Consider the following 16,691-nt stretch of genomic DNA (forward strand, 5'->3'; position numbering starts at 1 on the left):
TGCTGAAGAATTCCGAAGAATTATGATATGTTTATATATCTGAATTGGAATACCAGCGCAAATTGAGTGCAAGCGATGGAAATTCGGATTGCAGCTGTTACTTATTTCAGCTGTATTCCCAAAATATTTTACGAGGCCTTGTGATTGACAGATAGAAATCAATTTCTCGATGATGTTAATAAAATCGTTATCAAGATAGGTACTTCCTCACTTACAAAACATAACTGTGACAGTACAAAAGAAAATTGCAGTATTGATCCTACCTTTATGGAAAGTATTGCAGCTCAGGTTTCCGAACTTCGAAAGCTCGGAAAAGAGGTAATTGTGGTAAGTTCGGGGGCAATAGGTGTAGGACTCTATGAGCTGGGCATTGCCCCAAAACCTCGTGAAATTCCTATCAGGCAAGCAGCGGCAGCGGTAGGACAGAGCATCCTTATGCAGTACTGGAGCGAAGCTTTTTCAAAACACGGGATAAAAGTTGCTCAGATCCTTCTTACTTATGAATTCTATTCTGACCGGGTATCTTATCTTAACCTCAGAAATAGTATATCTACCCTTCTGGAATATGGGGTAGTTCCCATAATAAATGAAAACGATTGCACCTGTACAAACGAGATTGAAGCAATCTTTGGAGATAATGACAAACTTTCTGCAATGGTTGCAAGCAAAATCGATGCTGATCTCCTGATTATTCTTTCGGATATCAATGGCCTTTTTGACAAAAACCCAAAGATACACGATGATGCCAGACTTCTCTCTCTCGTGGAAAAAATCACACCTGAAATCGAAAGTTATGGGGGTGACCCTACAAGCTTCAAAGGTGTAGGGGGAATGAGGACCAAGATAAAAGCTGCAAAGATCTGTAGCATGGCAGGTTGCTATGTCTTGATTGCAAACAGCAAAATCAAGGATGTTCTTCTAAGGGTTTTGTCTGGAGAAGATATAGGCACTCTCTTCCTGGCTGAAAGGCATATTCAGAAGAACCGCGCCCGCTGGATCATTCTTGCAAGGGCTTCAGGCACTATTCGTGTAGATGCAGGAGCAAAAGCCGCAGTCCTCGGAAAAAACAGCCTTCTTCCTGCAGGAGTTATTAAAGTTGAGGGAAATTTTGATAGGGGAGATGTGGTTAGATTAGAGTGTGAAGGCAGGGTCTTTGCAAAAGGAATTACAGACTACACTTCTGAAGAACTTATGAAAATCAAAGGAGCCCACACCGACGAAATTGAAGGTATTCTGGGCTATAGCAATTACAGCAATGTAATAAAAAAAGAAAACATCGGCATAATAGAGAACTGAATGGAATTTCCAGCATACTCGAAGAATTAAACTGGGTTTTTTGGAATTTCTGAATTTGGGATTTCTGAATTTGGGATTTTTGAAGAATCCAATTAATTTCTTGTAGTTTGGAAGTTTTATCAATCTACTGATTTCTTATAAATTTATTTGGGCTATAAAGTCCCTTTAAATTACTTAATACTTATTTAAAATACATTTTGAAGCAATTACCTAGATATTCATACTTATTTTGAAAATAGGAGAAATTATATGGTAGATCAGAACCGAAAGATAGGATTTATCGGAGCAGGAAAAATGGGCTCTGCACTTATGCAGGGAATTATAAAGGCGGAAATTGTAAAGCCTGAAAATCTTGGCGCAGCCGACGTGTACGAGCCTTTCTTGAACGATCTGAAGGCAAAGCTTGGAATTAATATATCTACTGACAATTCTGTTATCGCCAGTGCATCTGATATTCTTATCCTGGCAGTAAAGCCTCAGACCCTGGGTTCGGTACTCGAAAATCTTAAAGCTGACATAACTTCTGATAAACTTATAATCTCAATTGCAGCCGGTGTGCCTCTTTCCACTTACGAAAATGCGCTTCCTGCTGGCACAAGAGTCATACGTGTAATGCCAAACATTGCGGCCACAGTTTCCGAAGCTGCTTCAGGCATTGCTCCAGGTAAAAATGCCACTCCCGAAGACGTGAAAACTGCCCTTGAGATCTTTTCTGCAGTCGGTACTGCAGTCCAGGTGTCTGAGTCCATAATGGATGCAGTTACAGGTCTTTCAGGCAGTGGGCCTGCATTTATCTTTCCTGTAATTGAGGCAATGGCCGATGGGGCTGTCCTTGAAGGAATGGACAGGAAAAGTGCCCTCACTCTCTCAGCCCAGACCGTACTTGGGGCTGCAAAAATGATGCTTGAAACAGGCCTGCACCCCGGAGAACTCAAGGATATGGTTACTTCTCCTGCCGGAACGACCATTCAGGGTGTCCATGCCCTTGAAGAGGCTGGAGTCAGGGCTGCGTTTATGAATGCAGTTATAAGGGCAACCGAACGCTCAAGAGAACTTGGAAAGAAGTAAATTTCTCTTTTTCATTTTATTTCATTTTTTTTATTTTATTTGGTAACTGTTCAACCCCTACAAAATAGGTCTATTGATATTAATTCCAATGTGATTGAGCAGTGCAAATAAAAATCAGTAAAATCCGAAAAAACATGATCAACAACAAGTAATTTAAAAAATAAACTTAGAAGAATTTGCTCATGAATTCTACAAAAGATGGTCATTGATCATGCTTTGCCTAAGTTGAGTATTTTCCCAATCTGAGTATTTTCCCGGGTTTAGTAGGCACGATAATTTTTGTTTTCTTAATTATTTCTTACTATCTTTTTTAAAGCACAAAAACCAGTCAAGACAATACATGTTTTCTTCGAGCTTACCAGTTCTTTCTTTTACGGCTTCCATCGAACTGGGGGCTGGAACAATAACATCGTCTCCAGGCTGCCAGTTTGCAGGCGTTGCTACTTTCTCAGTTTCATTTTTCTGCAAGGAGGTTACAAGCCTTTTTATTTCCTGCATGTTTCTTCCCGCTGATTGCGGGTAGTAAAGAATTGCTCTTATCTTTGCTTCAGGATCTATGATAAATACGGCTCTTACAGCCTGCGTGGTTGAAGTTTTTGGCTGGATCATTCCGTATTTCTTTGCGACTTCCATTGTCAGGTCGGCTATTACCGGAAACTTTACCTCTACATTTTTCATTCCTTTATATTCGATTTTTTCCTCGATCCTCTTAAGCCATGCAATATGAGAGAACACGCTGTCGATAGAGAGCCCTATCAGCTCAGTGTTCATCTCTCTAAATTCCTCCTGCATGCTGGCAAAGGTCATGAATTCGGTAGTACATACGGGTGTGAAATCTGCAGGATGACTGAAAAGAATAACCCACTTACCCTTGTAATCATCAGGGAAATTGATTTGTCCCTGAGTTGTTACTGCTGTAAATGACGGTGCATCATCTCCGATCAGAGGCATGTGTATCTGTTCATACTCAGCTTCTACCATATTTTTCACCTATTTTTAAGCTCATGCTTTTTCTTTCGGGACCGTAAACTGAGTTCAAGTTCAGAGGCTTTCCCTCAAAAGAGTTAGAAGTCTTGCTACCCCTTAAAAGAGTTTGGAGTCTTACCCCTTAAAAGCCCTTTTTTCCCTCAATCGTCCCCTAACTATCTATAGTTATTTTTGTTCTTATATATTTGTTCCGAAATACGGACAAAAAATTTACTTTGTTAATAATACTTTTTTTAAAACCTTATTTTCTTCTGGCTTTTATTTTTCCCAAAATAAGTGCTGTGAATCTATTTTCAATTCATTTTTCGGTCAACACTTCTGGCTTTTATATATTAAGTATTTTGAAGTCTTTTTTGAAAGATCCCTACCTTCTAACATTTTATTTTTAAAAAAGAAGTCTTTTAAGACTTTATTCTGGAAAATAATTTATGCTGGAAATCCTTTGTTATATGGGGGGGTTAAATGAGGGAGTTTGTTCGGCCAAAGGTTGTGGTTAGTAGGTGCCTTGGGTTTGACCACTGTAGATACAACGGGAATATTATAAACAGTCCGATAGTGGCAAACCTCTTGGAGTATGTTGATTTCCTGCCTGTCTGCCCTGAAGTGGAGATAGGGCTCGGTGTCCCAAGATACCCGTTAAGAATTATTCTTGAGAATGGGGAACAGCGGCTTGTACAGTCCGCAAGTGGCAGGGATGTAACTGAAGCTATGGACGCATATTGCACTGATTTTATCGGTTCTGCAGGAGAGATTGATGGTTTTATTCTTAAATACAGGTCTCCTTCTTGCGGCATTAAGGACGTAAAAGTTTACCCGACTACATCGCTTAAATCAGCGGTAATTGGAAAAACTTCAGGATATTTCGGGAGGGCAGTCCTGAAAGAGTTTTCCTATCTTCCTGTTGAGGACGAAGGAAGGCTAAGGAACGCTCGCATAAAAGAACATTTCATGACCAGGATTTTTATGCTTGCTGCTTTCCGAAAAGTAAAATCCGAAGGCCGCATGAAAGACCTTGTCGCGTTCCATACCGAAAATAAGTATCTGCTTATGGTATATAGCCAGGAAGAACTTAAGAAACTGGGATCTATTGTTGCAAATAAAGAACAAGAAACCTTTCAAGAACTGGTTTTTGAGTACGAGAAGCATCTTTACAGCTCCCTCTCCAGGCCTCCCAGGTATACTTCAAGTATTAATGTACTCATGCATGCCTTCGGACATTTTTCAGAGCGGCTCTCAAACCAGGAAAAGGCACTATTTTTTAGCTGGATTCAGAAGTACAGGAACGGAAAAGTCTCTCTTTGCCCCGCAATTAGCATCATCAGGTCGTGGGCCGTTCGCTTTGAAGACCAGTATCTTACGAGTCAGACCTTTTTTGAACCCTATCCAGAAGGCCTGATGGAAGTGGACCCTGTAGACTCCCATCTAAGGGAAGACCTCTGGAAATGAACTCGTAAACTATGAAATTCTGGGCGGGGATAATTTATGAAAAGCTTAACCGCTTTGTTTTATTTCTCTTTTCTCCTTTATCTGATCGGATTTCTCTTAACCTGGTCCAACTCTGAAACTTCCATAGATTCTTATATAGGCGATTCTGGGGAGAGTCTGATAGGAGCAGATACTGTAAATTCTGAGCCTTACAGCGCCTCGATAACAGAGGAGTCAACTACTCCTGGAACGTTTTCCCGAACTTACTCCTGGGACTATGAAGGCTGCAACTGGCAGCTTACTCTGCCTCTTGACAATGAATTGTATGAAAAATATAACTCCAGGACTAGAAACCGAGACTATGACCTGTTTGCTTCAGATCCATATGATGACTGGTTAATTAAGGACATTGCAGAGGCTTTACTTTCTCTCTCGAAAGCTCACGGGCTTGAAAAAAGTCAAATTCCGGGACTTTGTATTTCTTTTGTCCAATCCCTTAACTATACCTCGGACCTTGAAAGCTCGGGTTATGACCAGTACCCCCGTTTTCCTTACGAAACTCTTTATGAAAACGGTGGGGATTGTGAAGACACTTCAATTCTCTCCGTGGCAATTCTTCAGGAAATGGGTTACGATGCTGTCCTTCTGGAGCTCCCTGAACATATGGCTCTCGGGATAAAATGTAACAATGAGTACAGGGGCAGGAGTTTCGAGTACGAAGGCAGCGATTACTACTATCTGGAAACAACAGGGAGTGATTGGCAGATAGGTGAAGTCCCGGAAGAATATGCAGACCAGCCTGTACATGTTGTTCCTGTCTATAGAAGACCCATGATTAAGCTTGATTTCAAAGCACAATGTGCATACTCAAAAAAAGAAGGGGTTGTAGATATTAATGTAACAGTAAGAAACGTGGGTTCGGAGAGAGCTGAAAATGCAACCGTTTTCGTTGCCCTCCAGGCTGAAGATAAGCTTTCTTTGTGGGATGAAATTGAAAGTTCTTCAATTACAATTGAGCCGGAAGAAGTTTTCAATTACACTGCAAAAGGCCTGACGGTTCCTGCAGGAAATAAATTCAGGGTATATGTGCAGGCATCTGGAGAGGACCTGGTACCTGAAAACATAACCAGTGCCTGGGCTATGATATGAGGATCTGAGGATCTGAATTTCTGGCAGGCTTATATGAAAAGGAATTGCGTGTAAAAAAGCGAAACCTGAAAAATTAACTTTTACTTGTAAACATGATGACATTTCATATACACTTTCTTAGTCCAAGGAGTTACTTATAAATCGAATATAAGTAATCTATTAATTGCAATCTTTTTTTTTCAAAGGATTGGTCTAAAACTGTACCTACAAATCGAATATAACCGTACTTACAAATCGAATATAACTGTACTTACAAATCGAATATAACTGTACTTATAAATCGAATATAAGTGTAGTAGCATGTTAAGCATTTTGAAGTTAGGGGGTGATCAAATGAATAAATTGTATAGGTCAAAGAAATACAGGATTCTTGCAGGGGTATGTGGTGGGCTAGGTGAGTACTTTAAAGTTGATCCTACGCTTATACGGCTTTTGTGGTTGCTAATTTCTCTAGTGGGTGCGGGAAGCGGTATAGTTGCTTATATAATAGCATGGATTATAATTCCTGAAGAGCCCTGAGGGCTCTCTGTTTTATTTTTAAATAAAAAAACTCTAAAATTTTTTAGGAATAAAGAAGGGCCAATCCTCATCATTTTAATGGTGGGATACAGCCCGTCAACTTCAAAAAAACAACAAATTTAAAATTTTATATTTCAGGTGTTAAAACAGTTTTACTCAGGTGCATGCACGGACTTCTTTAGGTACAAGAACTTATTATCCATTAAGGGAAACTGGGAAAATGGATATAGACGTAAGTTAACTGTCATTTATAATGTTTCTAGGACTTACGCAGTTGAACTAAAAAATCAACAGCATCAGACCGTTAACTGTCTAAAACGTGACTTTAATCCACAGTCTTTGCCGTAATTGATTTTGTTCTTCAAGTGCGTAAGTCCTAGTTTCTATTTATTAAAAATCTCCAAACGGCATGAGCTGTTAACAGACTCATGGTTACCAACAATTTATTTTCAAATTTTTAGAGTACTTTTTAGAAAAATTGAAATATTTCTTTTTATAATTCAATAAAAAATAAGTGGAGAAACAATTAAGAAACAAAGTTGCCTGCTGGTCTCAAATTTCTTCATTTTTTTAGGTGTTGGTATGAGCAAAATCAATAAGAAACAAGCTGTTTTAATTATTTTTTTAACTCTCCTACTGATTGTTGGACTACTTATAAAAATGCCAGTTAATACTAACACTCCGGCTCCTGAATCACAAGTAGCTGGTATATATATTCAATTTAAAGATGGAATTTCTGAGCCAGAAGTAAAAGATATTCTTCAAAACATTAGTATGGCTTTGAACTATAGCATGGAATATGATACTAATACTACGGCTGAAAGATATTACATAATAGTGGACAAAGATAACTGGGATATAAGACGTGATATTCGTAAAGGGATGACAGAAGAGAAAAAAGAATGGATTACAACTTCTCCTGCTCATGTTATCAGGGAAGGGGATAATTACGTTTTTACGGTATCTGAACAAGCTGTCCAAGACAAAAAATTTCTCGCAATATTGGACAAATATGACACTAGGGTGAAAAAGTTTACTTGGTGCGAGATTCATTTTGAAAATCCTAATGGATCTCGGTATGTGATTCAAGAAAAAGATGCAAAAAGGATGAAAAATGAGCTTGAACAAAACGGAAATATCTTTACTGTAGATTTTAGTTACATTTTTCCTCCATATGACCCTACAACCTAAGAGACCGTCTTATAAATTCAGATTTAAAAGGGGAAGTCAATTACCCACGGTTGAAGCAGATCCAGCCTGGTCTTCCAGTAAATGGTGAAACTATATTAGATGTTCCCAAAGGGATTGATGCCAACTTACAGGTTACAGACGGTGGATGGACAACAGAACCGGTTAATAGTTCTTAGGAAAAATTCAATAAATGTTGCCTTTGAGGCAATTATTTCTTTTTTAGATGCCTGCGACTTAAGTCGTGGGAGTAGTCACAGATTTCATTATTATGTACCCTAAACAATCTCGTTCCAGTCTGAATTTTGCTTTAATTGGAATCTGCCTCAGAATAAATCTTGTTGTGATTGAAATAATAACAAAAACGAGAGTTTTTAGATATTTGTAAAAAGAATGGTCACTCAAAGGGCAATAATTCCTGAGTCAACGAAATTCAATGAAAAAAACTAAAGATGGCGGCCGGAATGTAAAATCCAGTGAAAAAAATAATGAAATCACTGGATTAACGCAGTTGAACTGAAAAATCAACAGCACAAGATCATTAACTGTATAAAACGTGACTTCCTGTAATTATGATCTCACTCATTTGTAAGCAATTACACGGAACCTTTTTCCCTGATACCCATATTTCCAGAATTCAAGATGTGATGGACTGTTGCGGAAACAATCCTTTGTCACCTCAACTTTTGAAAAGCCTGCCTTCAGTAACAGTTCTTGATCATATTGTGGTCGCTTATGCCGAATCATAGGCAGTTGCTCGAATCCATTGCCTGGGGAATTGTGCTGTTTCTTTTTTCGATATTTCCCCTCCATGGAGAGATTAATCAGATCTGAGATTAATTTCAATACATAGTAACGCAAAGACGACTGATCCCGCCTGTAATCACCGTCATAAATGACGATTTTACCACCCGTTTTCAGCAGGTTTTTCCATCGAATGAAAGCTTTCTCCGGGTCATAGAGTGTCCAAACAACATCGCGTGATACTATGGCATCAAGGCTGTTTTCCTTCTCTTTATCCAAAAGCACGGCGTCGCCTTTATATATTTTTGTATTTAACGCCTCCTTTTTGATATTGATCCTGGCACGCTCTACCATTCCCTCAGCACCGTCAACAGATGTCACATTATGTTTTAGCCTGGCAAGCATAATTGTAAAAAACCCTGGCCCGCACCCGACATCAAGTACATGCAATGGTTTCTCACCAAGCACCAGCCGAAGTTCATCCTGCCAATGCTTTACGTCTTTTTCATTACTTAGCTGTTTTTGGATCACCTGGTCATAACCCCCGGCATCGGCAGACCAGGCTTTTTCGATCTGTTCAAATACAGTCCACAACATGCTTTTGACCTCTTACTTTGCTATAGTGATCAACTGCCACTCTATGCCTTCATAGCTCGTCGGTGCAACTGTCACGTTTTGCAAGCGAGTATTATATACATATTGTTTGTTGGGATAGCACAGAGGAACAACAAGTGCCTTGTCATTGATCAGCTTAAATATCTGGTCATATTTTGCCTGACGCGTTGCCTCGTCCTGTGCTTTAATGACCTCGTCAAGATCTGTATTTAACTGCGGGTCATACCAGCATACGGAAGTGCTACCCTCGGACTGATAAAACATGGAGCGCAAAAATCCGTGAGGATTCCATGAATCTTCATATGTGCGGTAAATAATCATGTCAAAATCGCGGTTTTTCCAGATCGCGTCATAGTAGGCCGAAGTGTCCAGTTGCTCAAGCTGAATATCAATTCCGACCTCTTTGGCAGATGCCTGAAGGTATTCACACATAGATTTCCAGCTTGCATATTCCTCAGACTGAAATACAAGCTTGAGGGACAGTGGCACACCGTTCTTATCAACGATCCCATCACCATCACTGTCCGTATATCCCGATTCGACCAGCAGCTCTTTTGCTTTTTCCGGGTTATAAGAGTATCCCTTGCTGTTTTCGTCATTGACATACGGTACCGTATCAGGTAAAATCCCCTTTGCTGCAACAGCATCGCCTCCAAATATATTTTCCACGATGCTGTCTTTGTCTATTGCGTAATTTAACGCAAGGCGGATATTTTCATCCTGCAATGCAGTATTTTCTTGATTTAGCATGAGGAAAAAACCCAATGTGCCTTCAGTGTTTGTAACGGCAAGATTTTTTGATGACTCGATGATCGATTTGCTTTCGGAAGGCAGATCGGCCAGAGAAAGGTCAGCTTCTCCGCTTTGAAGCGCCATAATTCTTGATTCGCCGTCGGTAACTTTTCTGATGGTTATCTTATTAATATTCGGTTTCGTTCCGTAGTAATACGGGTTGGGCACCATAACCACCTCTTCCTCAGGGACGTAACTTTCCACCATCCACTCACCTGTGCCGATCATTTTTACAAAGTTGCCGTTTTCATCAAATGAGTTTTCAGATGCGATGCGGAAAGGTCGGGGATAGGTCAGTTCGATTAATACGGGATAGCAGTTTTCTTTAAATGTCAGCATGACCGTGTAGTCGTCTAATTTCTCCACATTTGTAAGTGGCGTGGAAAATCTCGTTGGGTCCCAGTGCTTTGCACTGCTTACCACGCTGTCCGCGTTAAAGCTGGTACCATCTGAAAATTTGATATCTTTACGTAAGTAGAAAGTATACTGCGTTCCATTATCACTAATTTCCCATCTCTCAGCAAGTCCCGGTTCAATCACGCCACCTTTTCCGTATTTGACCAGCGGTTCGTACACCATTTCATAAAGGCACATTTCAGTGCTGGACTCTATCGGGCTGGCATCTTCCGGGTTCAGTTTGCCGGAGACCATAATTGTAATGGAATCTGACTGATTACTGACGGCTGTGGCGGTGGTATCTGAAGAATCAGAAATTTCGTTCTGTGTATTGTTTGACGCTTGATTTGAGATGCATCCACTCATCAACAGCACCAGTGATAGTGCTGACGCGATAATTGCCCAGATATATTTTTTCTTCATTTTTCATTCTCCCTTTCTTTAATGGCTTATACGACGTGACATGATACAACATGACATGCTACAAAATGACCGCGTGCGACCTCCCTTAGCACTGGCTCTTCATTTATGCAACGTTCTGTATAGCAAGGACAGCGTGGAAAAAACCGACAACAGTGTTTTGAATCAGGTATAACTGTTGTATCAATTACGCTCTCCATCGTGCATTTTTTTCGTTCTGCAGGTACCTTTGCTGGTATACACGAAAACAGTAGGCTGGTGTATGGGTGAAGTGCGTTCTGCATCGAGTTCTGTTTTAAATCGATTTGCTCTACTATCTTACCCGCATACATAATGGCCATAATATCGCAGACATAAGGCACGCAGTTGAGGTCGTGGGTGATAAACAAGTAGGTTAAACCAAATTTATTTCGTAAATCATTAAGTAAAGTCAGAATTTGTTTGCGCAATGAATAATCAAGGCTGGAAACAGGCTCGTCGCAAACAACAAACTCCGGGTGAAGAACAAGTGCACGTGCAATATTGGCACGCTGGCGCTGCCCCCCGCTCAATTCCTTTGGATTCCTCTGAGCGTATAAGGCATCTAGACCGACCTGTTCCAGTATTGTCTCAATTTTTTCTAAGCATTCTTTTTTTGATACTTTCTCGCTGTTTTCAATAACCTCGGCAATACTTTCACCTACGGTATAGGACATATCAAAAACGCTGCTGCTATTTTGAAATATCATCTGGATATTACGTCGTAGTGGACGCATTTTTCGAAGGGAAATATTTGATATTGACCGTCCCCGAAACAGTGCCTGTCCTTCTGTCGGCGTTTCCAGTCCGGCCATCATTCGACCAAGCGTGCTTTTTCCGCTTCCGCTTTCCCCGATAAGTCCTACTGAACGTCCCTTCTGAATTTTGAGAGACACACCGTTTACAGCAGAAACCTGCGCGCTCGTCTTTGTAAACAAATTTTGTTTTTCGTAAGATTTCCGTATGTTCAGGGTTTCCGCCAATACTTCCATGGCCAAACCTCTTAGAGTGCTGCCGCCAGTAATTGGCGTGTATACGTATGTTGCGGATTATAGAATATGTCGTCTACAGTACCGCTTTCCACAATATGTCCGTCCTTCATAATACACACATTGTCTGCTATTTCTGCAACTACTCCCAGATCGTGCGTAATAAGCAGAATTGCAGTTCCGTCTCTCTTCCGCATCGAATCCAATTGATGCAGAATTTGAGCCTGAATCGTTACATCAAGAGCTGTCGTTGGCTCATCTGCAATGAGAAGTGGTGGGCGGAAAACGCTGGCGATGGCAATCATAACACGCTGACACATTCCTCCGCTCAGCATAAAAGGGTACTTTTTCATCAATTCCTCCGGCTGCGGCAGGCTGACTGCCAGAAGTTGATTTAGCGCAATGGTACGAGCTTGATTTTTTGTTATTTTTTTGTGTATCAGGATTGCCTCCACCAACTGCTCTCCAACAGTTAATAACGGATTCAGCGAATCGATCGGATCCTGAAATATAATGCCGGCATGGTTCGAGATGTAAGCCCGCAGATCCTTTTTAGGCATAGAGAGTATGTCCGCCCCCGCCAGGTAAATCTCACCACCTGAAATTACAGCATTTTTATCCTGGATGCCCATTACCGCAAGTGCGATAGTAGATTTTCCACTACCGCTTTCTCCAACAAGTGCGGTGATTTTTCCCATTATTGCAACAAGGTTCAAGTCTACCACGGCGTGGATGTTTTGATCCGGCATAATGTATTCCAGAGAAAGGCCCCGAATATCCAACACCACATTTTCGCTCTGAATTGCCTGGTCATCTCCCCGATCAGTTTTGTATTGCATTTTTCAGTCCTTCCCCCAGAAGATTAAATGCCATAACTGTAATCATAATTGCAACTCCCGGATAAATCATCAGCTGCGGCTGTGTCTGCATAAATTCTTTGCTGTCGCTGAGCATAACACCCCACTCGGGCGTAGGCGGCTGCGCACCCAACCCGATAAAAGAAAATGATGCGATGGCCAGTATAATCGAACCAATTTCAAGTGTGGCCATTACAATAATTGACGGGGCGACATTGCGAAGTATGTGCCGTAAAATAATCTGACTGTGAGTACAGGCGGCTGCTTTTGCTGCAAGCATAAAGTCCTGCTGCTTTATCTGCATTGACATGCCACGTATTATTCTTGCATAAGGTGCCCACCACACGCTAGCCATGGCAATAATCATATTTTTCACACTGGGTTCCAGCATACCGGCAATGGCTAATGCCATCAGAAAAGTTGGAAGTGATAAAAATATATCAATAGTCCGCATAATAAACGTGTCTATGCGACCGCCTGCATACCCAGAAAGGAGACCTATCGGAATACTAATTGCCATCATAAGGCCCAGCACGCACATGCTGTATATCAGTGACATCCGTGCTCCCCAAATCAGGCGAGATGCAATGCATCGCCCCAGATTATCGGTGCCAAGCCAATATAAAGAACCTGGGCCTTTTAAGCGCATTGACATATTTACCTTAAGCGGGTCATTTGGAGCGATTACAGACGCAGCTATGGCAATGATGATAATCAAAGCCACTATTACAAAACCGAAAACTGCTGCTTTTTGCGTAAGTATGCGATTTATAATGCCATCGGATGAATGAAACCATGCATTCGATCTCTTTATTGCTTGAGTTTTGGCCTGCATCATATGTCCCTCTCATCCATTTTTAAGACGCGGATCAATGATGCCGCATAAAATGTCTACAGCCAGGTTAATTGATACCATAAAAACAGCCATAAACAGCACATATCCCTGGACTACTGGATAGTCTTTGAGCTTAACAGATTCGAGTGCCAGATTTCCAAGCCCGTTCCATGAAAATATTGATTCAATAATAGCAGATCCAGCTAACAAAGAGCCGAATCCGATTCCAAGCTTGTTGATTACAGGAAGTGTTGCGTTTTTTAGAGCATGTTTTGTTATAATTTTATATTCACTAACGCCTTTTGCTCTGGCTGCACGGATATATCCTTTGTTCAGTACTTCCTCCATATTTGTACGAATAAGTCGGACATAAATCCCACCACTGCATATGGACATCGTAAGAGCAGGTATTACTGGAAATTTCGTTGAACTTCCACCAAGCACTGATATTAGTCCAAGACGAGCGCCGAAAATATACAGCAGAATGAGTCCAAACCAGAATTCGGGCATTGATACACTCCAAAAACAGTATATCCGGGAAATCTTGTCGATCCACGAGCCGGAAAACACCGCCGATAAAATTCCAAGAGTAAATGAAATTATAATTAAAAACAATAGTGAGATAAGTGCTAGCTGTAATGTTTTAGGAAAATATTGAAAGATCTCATCAACCACTGGCCTGTCATTTGAATAAGAAAAACCCAAATCACCTCTCATCGCATCTTTAAGCCAACTAACGTATTGGACGAGCACCGGCCTGTCAAATCCCATCTCGGTTCGTATTTTCTCTATCTGCTCATATGTTGGCCGGTCATATTTCTTTTCAGCTAGCGTACGTGCCGTGTCACCGGAAGACATGCTGCCAAGGACGAAGGTTATTAATGAAATAGCTAGCAGTACTGGAATCAGTGTGAATAACCGTTCTCCTATCCCCTTAAGCATTACTTCACCTCCCGTGATCAGGTGTTACTTGCCTTGTGAACTGTTTATAATTTTTAGAATTGTGGCCCAATAAAGGCCCTGTAAAAGCCGGGCTGCTTTATTAATACGTCGAGGTGCCGACTTATACAAAGCCCACATCTTTAAAAACCGCACATTGTGGACAAAAGACCAGTTGTTACTTTGCCTGCTGCATCTTTTTTGAATCCGAGCAGGAACTGTATAAACCGTAAATATTTTGCCCCAAGACACAAATTAGTGTGTCCATTCTATTTTTCTCCTCCAACTAAAAACGGAGGATGCATACTGTTTCTATCCTGCTGCTGTTCATTGAGTACCCGTTCACCTACAGAAGTATCTGCAAATACCTTTGAAAATCCGAGTTTAAGCATTGTATCCAAATCCCACTGCGGTCTGACTTTGTCACTCATAAACAGCTTTCGACTGAGTGCAGCGCCTTCAGCCTGGTCCTTGTGCTGGTGCATCGGGCGCCCGTATTTCATAAGGACCTCTTTCTCCTTTTTTTCATAGGCTATTTTCATATTCTCATCAAACAGGTGCAGATGCCAGCAGGCGTCAAAGATAAGAATCCTCCCACCTGGTCTCAGGACGCGGTGCCATTCTTTATATGCTTTGGCGGGGTCATCAAGTGTCCATGTGAGATTACGGCAAACTAACAGATCAAAACTATTGTCTGAAAATTTTAAATCCTGACAATCCATAGTCATTAGCTTTGCAATAGCACCTTCATGTGCAAGGTTAAGACGTGCAAATTCAATCATATTTTCGGTTAAGTCTATACCAGTAACATTATGTCCACCCTGCGATAAGACGATTGGAAAGAATCCAGGTCCTGTGCCAATATCGAGTATGTCAAGACAATCTTTGGAGGGGGCGTATTCCAGTACCAAATCAGACCATGCTTTTCTCTCAAAGCCATTTAATTCATCTTCAATTACTTCGCTGTAACCTTGCGCCTCTCCTTCCCAATAATTTTTAATGCGGATGTTTAAACTCATTTTTTGTTCCTCTAAGGTAATGTTTGACCAAGTTAGTGGTGAGTTTTATAAAATTGTTATTATTATACAGCCTCTTAACAAATTGTCCAATTTTTCAGTTGGCAACTCTTATAATTTTTCAAGTAATTGTTTAATGTTTTAACAGCCTTGAATAACATATTACTCAAAAATATTACATTTATTATTAATTTTTATTATTAATTCTTTTTAATATAATTTGACATGATATATATATTGTTATTTGGCTAACAAATGTTATCTTTCTTAAAAATAATACTATTATTATCAAGTATTATTACTATTTTCCTTTAATGTAAATCAATATATTATAAATATTGTTATTAGTGTTAATTAATAAGTTATTTATAACCGTTTTTTAGCAGATGTATTAAAAATTTTGTTGAAGCAGGTGTATTAAAAATTTCTTTGAAACTGATTCTTCTCAAGTCAGTAATACTCAAGGGATACAGCCAAAACCGTATCAACTGATGACAAAATGCAGTTGTTAACAGAGAGATCACATGTCAAAAAAAACCGATATCGTCAAAGAGTATACTCGGATTGAGTCTAAGCGCGGGCTCTCTATTACGACAGGGGCGAACAGAATGAAACTGTTCGACCGCAGGGTGCTTGAGCTCGGCCGCGGAGAATACGGCAAGCTGTGGAGCGTCATCATTCTTGGCCTTCTCATCTCGTTCAGTTATATTGTCCAGGGGCTGCTCATTGCAGTCATACTCAACGGAGTGTTCGCTGGTGTACCGCTCCGTAAGTCCGAACTGTATTTTGCTGCTGTGGCGCTCCTCATCGTTCTGCGATGGGCTATGATCCGGGAAAACGATCGTATCGCGGCCAAAACTGCCAGCAGTATCGCCATGTCCCTACGGCGGCGTATGTATCGTAAGTTGTACGAGCTTGGCCCAGGGTGGATCTCGACCCAGAAAAGCGGTGTCATACAGGCTACGCTGGTCGACGGAGCTGAAGCTCTGCAGAATTACTACGGGCGTTTCCTACCCCAGGTTATTGTGACTGTTGTCACCGGCATCTCGATTGTGGCGATACTACTCCACGTCGATACAACCATTGGGCTGGTTATCGGTGCTATGATGGTTGCTGCCCTAATACAGCCAATTGCCATCTACAAGGGAGTCGGAAAGGGGATACGGATCTGGTTTGTCGCCATGCCTCGCCTGTTCGCGGAGTACGTAGATAATATCCAGGGCATTGTTACGTTGAAGTCTTTCAATGCCAGCAAGAAACAGGGCGAGATCCTCTATCAGCGGACGAATGACCTGTACGATGCGGAGATCGGCATTCTGCGGGATGAGATCCTGTGGAGCGTGCCTCCGGGGCTGGTAGCCGCGATCTGCAGTACCGTAGCCATCATTATCGGTGCCATCCGCATGGATGCAGGTGCCATATCCGCAGAAGGTCTGCT

15 protein-coding genes are annotated in these 16,691 nt (G+C 41.1%); 7 read left to right on the forward strand and 8 right to left on the reverse strand.

Annotated features, from left to right (window positions below; genetic code table 11):
* The first annotated feature begins 144 nt into the window (after window positions 1-144).
* Both proB and proC read left to right on the forward strand, forming a co-directional pair.
* Window positions 145-1,296 (forward strand): glutamate 5-kinase, encoded by a 1,152-nt coding sequence (proB, locus tag FXW07_RS17385; protein WP_229396743.1) that lies wholly within the window; start codon window positions 145-147, stop codon window positions 1,294-1,296.
* 249 nt (window positions 1,297-1,545) lie between these two features.
* Window positions 1,546-2,364 (forward strand): pyrroline-5-carboxylate reductase, encoded by an 819-nt coding sequence (proC, locus tag FXW07_RS17390; protein ID WP_229396744.1) that lies wholly within the window; start codon window positions 1,546-1,548, stop codon window positions 2,362-2,364.
* A 291-nt stretch (window positions 2,365-2,655) separates the two neighbouring features.
* Here the strand turns inward: proC and FXW07_RS17395 are convergent, their stop codons facing one another.
* Window positions 2,656-3,345 (reverse strand): peroxiredoxin, encoded by a 690-nt coding sequence (locus tag FXW07_RS17395; RefSeq protein ID WP_255679132.1) that lies wholly within the window; start codon window positions 3,343-3,345, stop codon window positions 2,656-2,658.
* 468 nt (window positions 3,346-3,813) lie between these two features.
* Between FXW07_RS17395 and FXW07_RS17400 the strand changes: the two genes are divergently transcribed.
* From FXW07_RS17400 to FXW07_RS19420, 5 genes are all read left to right on the forward strand, one after another.
* Window positions 3,814-4,797 carry a DUF523 and DUF1722 domain-containing protein gene (locus FXW07_RS17400; RefSeq protein WP_229396746.1) on the forward strand — a complete coding sequence of 328 codons (984 nt, stop codon included), beginning with the start codon at window positions 3,814-3,816 and terminating at the stop codon, window positions 4,795-4,797.
* 36 nt (window positions 4,798-4,833) lie between these two features.
* Entirely contained in the window at window positions 4,834-5,925 is a 1,092-nt protein-coding gene (locus FXW07_RS17405) for a hypothetical protein (RefSeq protein ID WP_229396748.1), read from the forward strand.
* Window positions 5,926-6,258: 333 nt separating this feature from the next.
* Window positions 6,259-6,444, forward strand: coding sequence for a PspC domain-containing protein (locus tag FXW07_RS17410; RefSeq protein ID WP_229396750.1), 186 nt, complete (start codon window positions 6,259-6,261; stop codon window positions 6,442-6,444).
* A gap of 582 nt (window positions 6,445-7,026) precedes the next feature.
* On the forward strand, window positions 7,027-7,635 hold the full coding sequence (locus FXW07_RS17415) for a UPF0228 family protein (protein WP_229396752.1): 609 nt from the start codon (window positions 7,027-7,029) through the stop codon (window positions 7,633-7,635).
* Window positions 7,636-7,685: 50 nt separating this feature from the next.
* Complete coding sequence (locus FXW07_RS19420) at window positions 7,686-7,811, forward strand: hypothetical protein (protein WP_255679133.1); 126 nt, start codon at window positions 7,686-7,688, stop codon at window positions 7,809-7,811.
* 403 nt (window positions 7,812-8,214) lie between these two features.
* Here the strand turns inward: FXW07_RS19420 and FXW07_RS17420 are convergent, their stop codons facing one another.
* The 7 genes from FXW07_RS17420 to FXW07_RS17450 form a co-directional block, all read right to left on the reverse strand.
* On the reverse strand, window positions 8,215-8,973 hold the full coding sequence (locus FXW07_RS17420; protein ID WP_229396754.1) for a class I SAM-dependent methyltransferase: 759 nt from the start codon (window positions 8,971-8,973) through the stop codon (window positions 8,215-8,217).
* A gap of 12 nt (window positions 8,974-8,985) precedes the next feature.
* Window positions 8,986-10,602, reverse strand: coding sequence for a nickel ABC transporter substrate-binding protein (locus tag FXW07_RS17425; protein ID WP_229396756.1), 1,617 nt, complete (start codon window positions 10,600-10,602; stop codon window positions 8,986-8,988).
* Between the two features lie 26 nt (window positions 10,603-10,628).
* Window positions 10,629-11,609 carry an ABC transporter ATP-binding protein gene (locus FXW07_RS17430; RefSeq protein ID WP_229396758.1) on the reverse strand — a complete coding sequence of 327 codons (981 nt, stop codon included), beginning with the start codon at window positions 11,607-11,609 and terminating at the stop codon, window positions 10,629-10,631.
* Between the two features lie 11 nt (window positions 11,610-11,620).
* Window positions 11,621-12,445 (reverse strand): ABC transporter ATP-binding protein, encoded by an 825-nt coding sequence (locus FXW07_RS17435; protein WP_229396760.1) that lies wholly within the window; start codon window positions 12,443-12,445, stop codon window positions 11,621-11,623.
* Window positions 12,429-13,301 (reverse strand): nickel ABC transporter permease subunit NikC, encoded by an 873-nt coding sequence (nikC, locus tag FXW07_RS17440; RefSeq protein WP_229396762.1) that lies wholly within the window; start codon window positions 13,299-13,301, stop codon window positions 12,429-12,431. Before nikC ends, FXW07_RS17435 begins: the two co-directional genes overlap by 17 nt.
* A 9-nt stretch (window positions 13,302-13,310) precedes the next feature.
* A complete protein-coding gene (nikB, locus tag FXW07_RS17445) occupies window positions 13,311-14,240 on the reverse strand; it encodes a nickel ABC transporter permease (protein WP_229396764.1) in 930 nt (309 codons plus the stop codon).
* Between the two features lie 266 nt (window positions 14,241-14,506).
* The gene (locus FXW07_RS17450) at window positions 14,507-15,256 is read right to left on the reverse strand and encodes a class I SAM-dependent methyltransferase (RefSeq protein ID WP_229396766.1); all 750 of its coding nucleotides are present in this window, start codon (window positions 15,254-15,256) and stop codon (window positions 14,507-14,509) included.
* Window positions 15,257-16,691 lie beyond the last annotated feature (1,435 nt).

Source organism: Methanosarcina sp. DH1 (genome assembly GCF_020804205.1).
GTDB lineage: Archaea > Halobacteriota > Methanosarcinia > Methanosarcinales > Methanosarcinaceae > Methanosarcina > Methanosarcina vacuolata.

What these genes read in the sequence shown, in the direction of transcription:
- proC (WP_229396744.1), top strand. Translation starts at nt 1,546, where the DNA reads ATGGTAGATCAGAACCGAAAGATAGGATTTATCGGAGCAGGAAAAATG.
- FXW07_RS17395 (WP_255679132.1), bottom strand. Translation starts at nt 3,345, where the DNA reads ATGGTAGAAGCTGAGTATGAACAGATACACATGCCTCTGATCGGAGAT.
- FXW07_RS17400 (WP_229396746.1), top strand. Translation starts at nt 3,814, where the DNA reads ATGAGGGAGTTTGTTCGGCCAAAGGTTGTGGTTAGTAGGTGCCTTGGG.
- FXW07_RS17405 (WP_229396748.1), top strand. Translation starts at nt 4,834, where the DNA reads ATGAAAAGCTTAACCGCTTTGTTTTATTTCTCTTTTCTCCTTTATCTG.
- FXW07_RS17410 (WP_229396750.1), top strand. Translation starts at nt 6,259, where the DNA reads ATGAATAAATTGTATAGGTCAAAGAAATACAGGATTCTTGCAGGGGTA.
- FXW07_RS17415 (WP_229396752.1), top strand. Translation starts at nt 7,027, where the DNA reads ATGAGCAAAATCAATAAGAAACAAGCTGTTTTAATTATTTTTTTAACT.
- FXW07_RS17420 (WP_229396754.1), bottom strand. Translation starts at nt 8,973, where the DNA reads ATGTTGTGGACTGTATTTGAACAGATCGAAAAAGCCTGGTCTGCCGAT.
- FXW07_RS17425 (WP_229396756.1), bottom strand. Translation starts at nt 10,602, where the DNA reads ATGAAGAAAAAATATATCTGGGCAATTATCGCGTCAGCACTATCACTG.
- FXW07_RS17430 (WP_229396758.1), bottom strand. Translation starts at nt 11,609, where the DNA reads ATGGAAGTATTGGCGGAAACCCTGAACATACGGAAATCTTACGAAAAA.
- FXW07_RS17435 (WP_229396760.1), bottom strand. Translation starts at nt 12,445, where the DNA reads ATGCAATACAAAACTGATCGGGGAGATGACCAGGCAATTCAGAGCGAA.
- nikC (WP_229396762.1), bottom strand. Translation starts at nt 13,301, where the DNA reads ATGATGCAGGCCAAAACTCAAGCAATAAAGAGATCGAATGCATGGTTT.
- nikB (WP_229396764.1), bottom strand. Translation starts at nt 14,240, where the DNA reads ATGCTTAAGGGGATAGGAGAACGGTTATTCACACTGATTCCAGTACTG.
- FXW07_RS17450 (WP_229396766.1), bottom strand. Translation starts at nt 15,256, where the DNA reads ATGAGTTTAAACATCCGCATTAAAAATTATTGGGAAGGAGAGGCGCAA.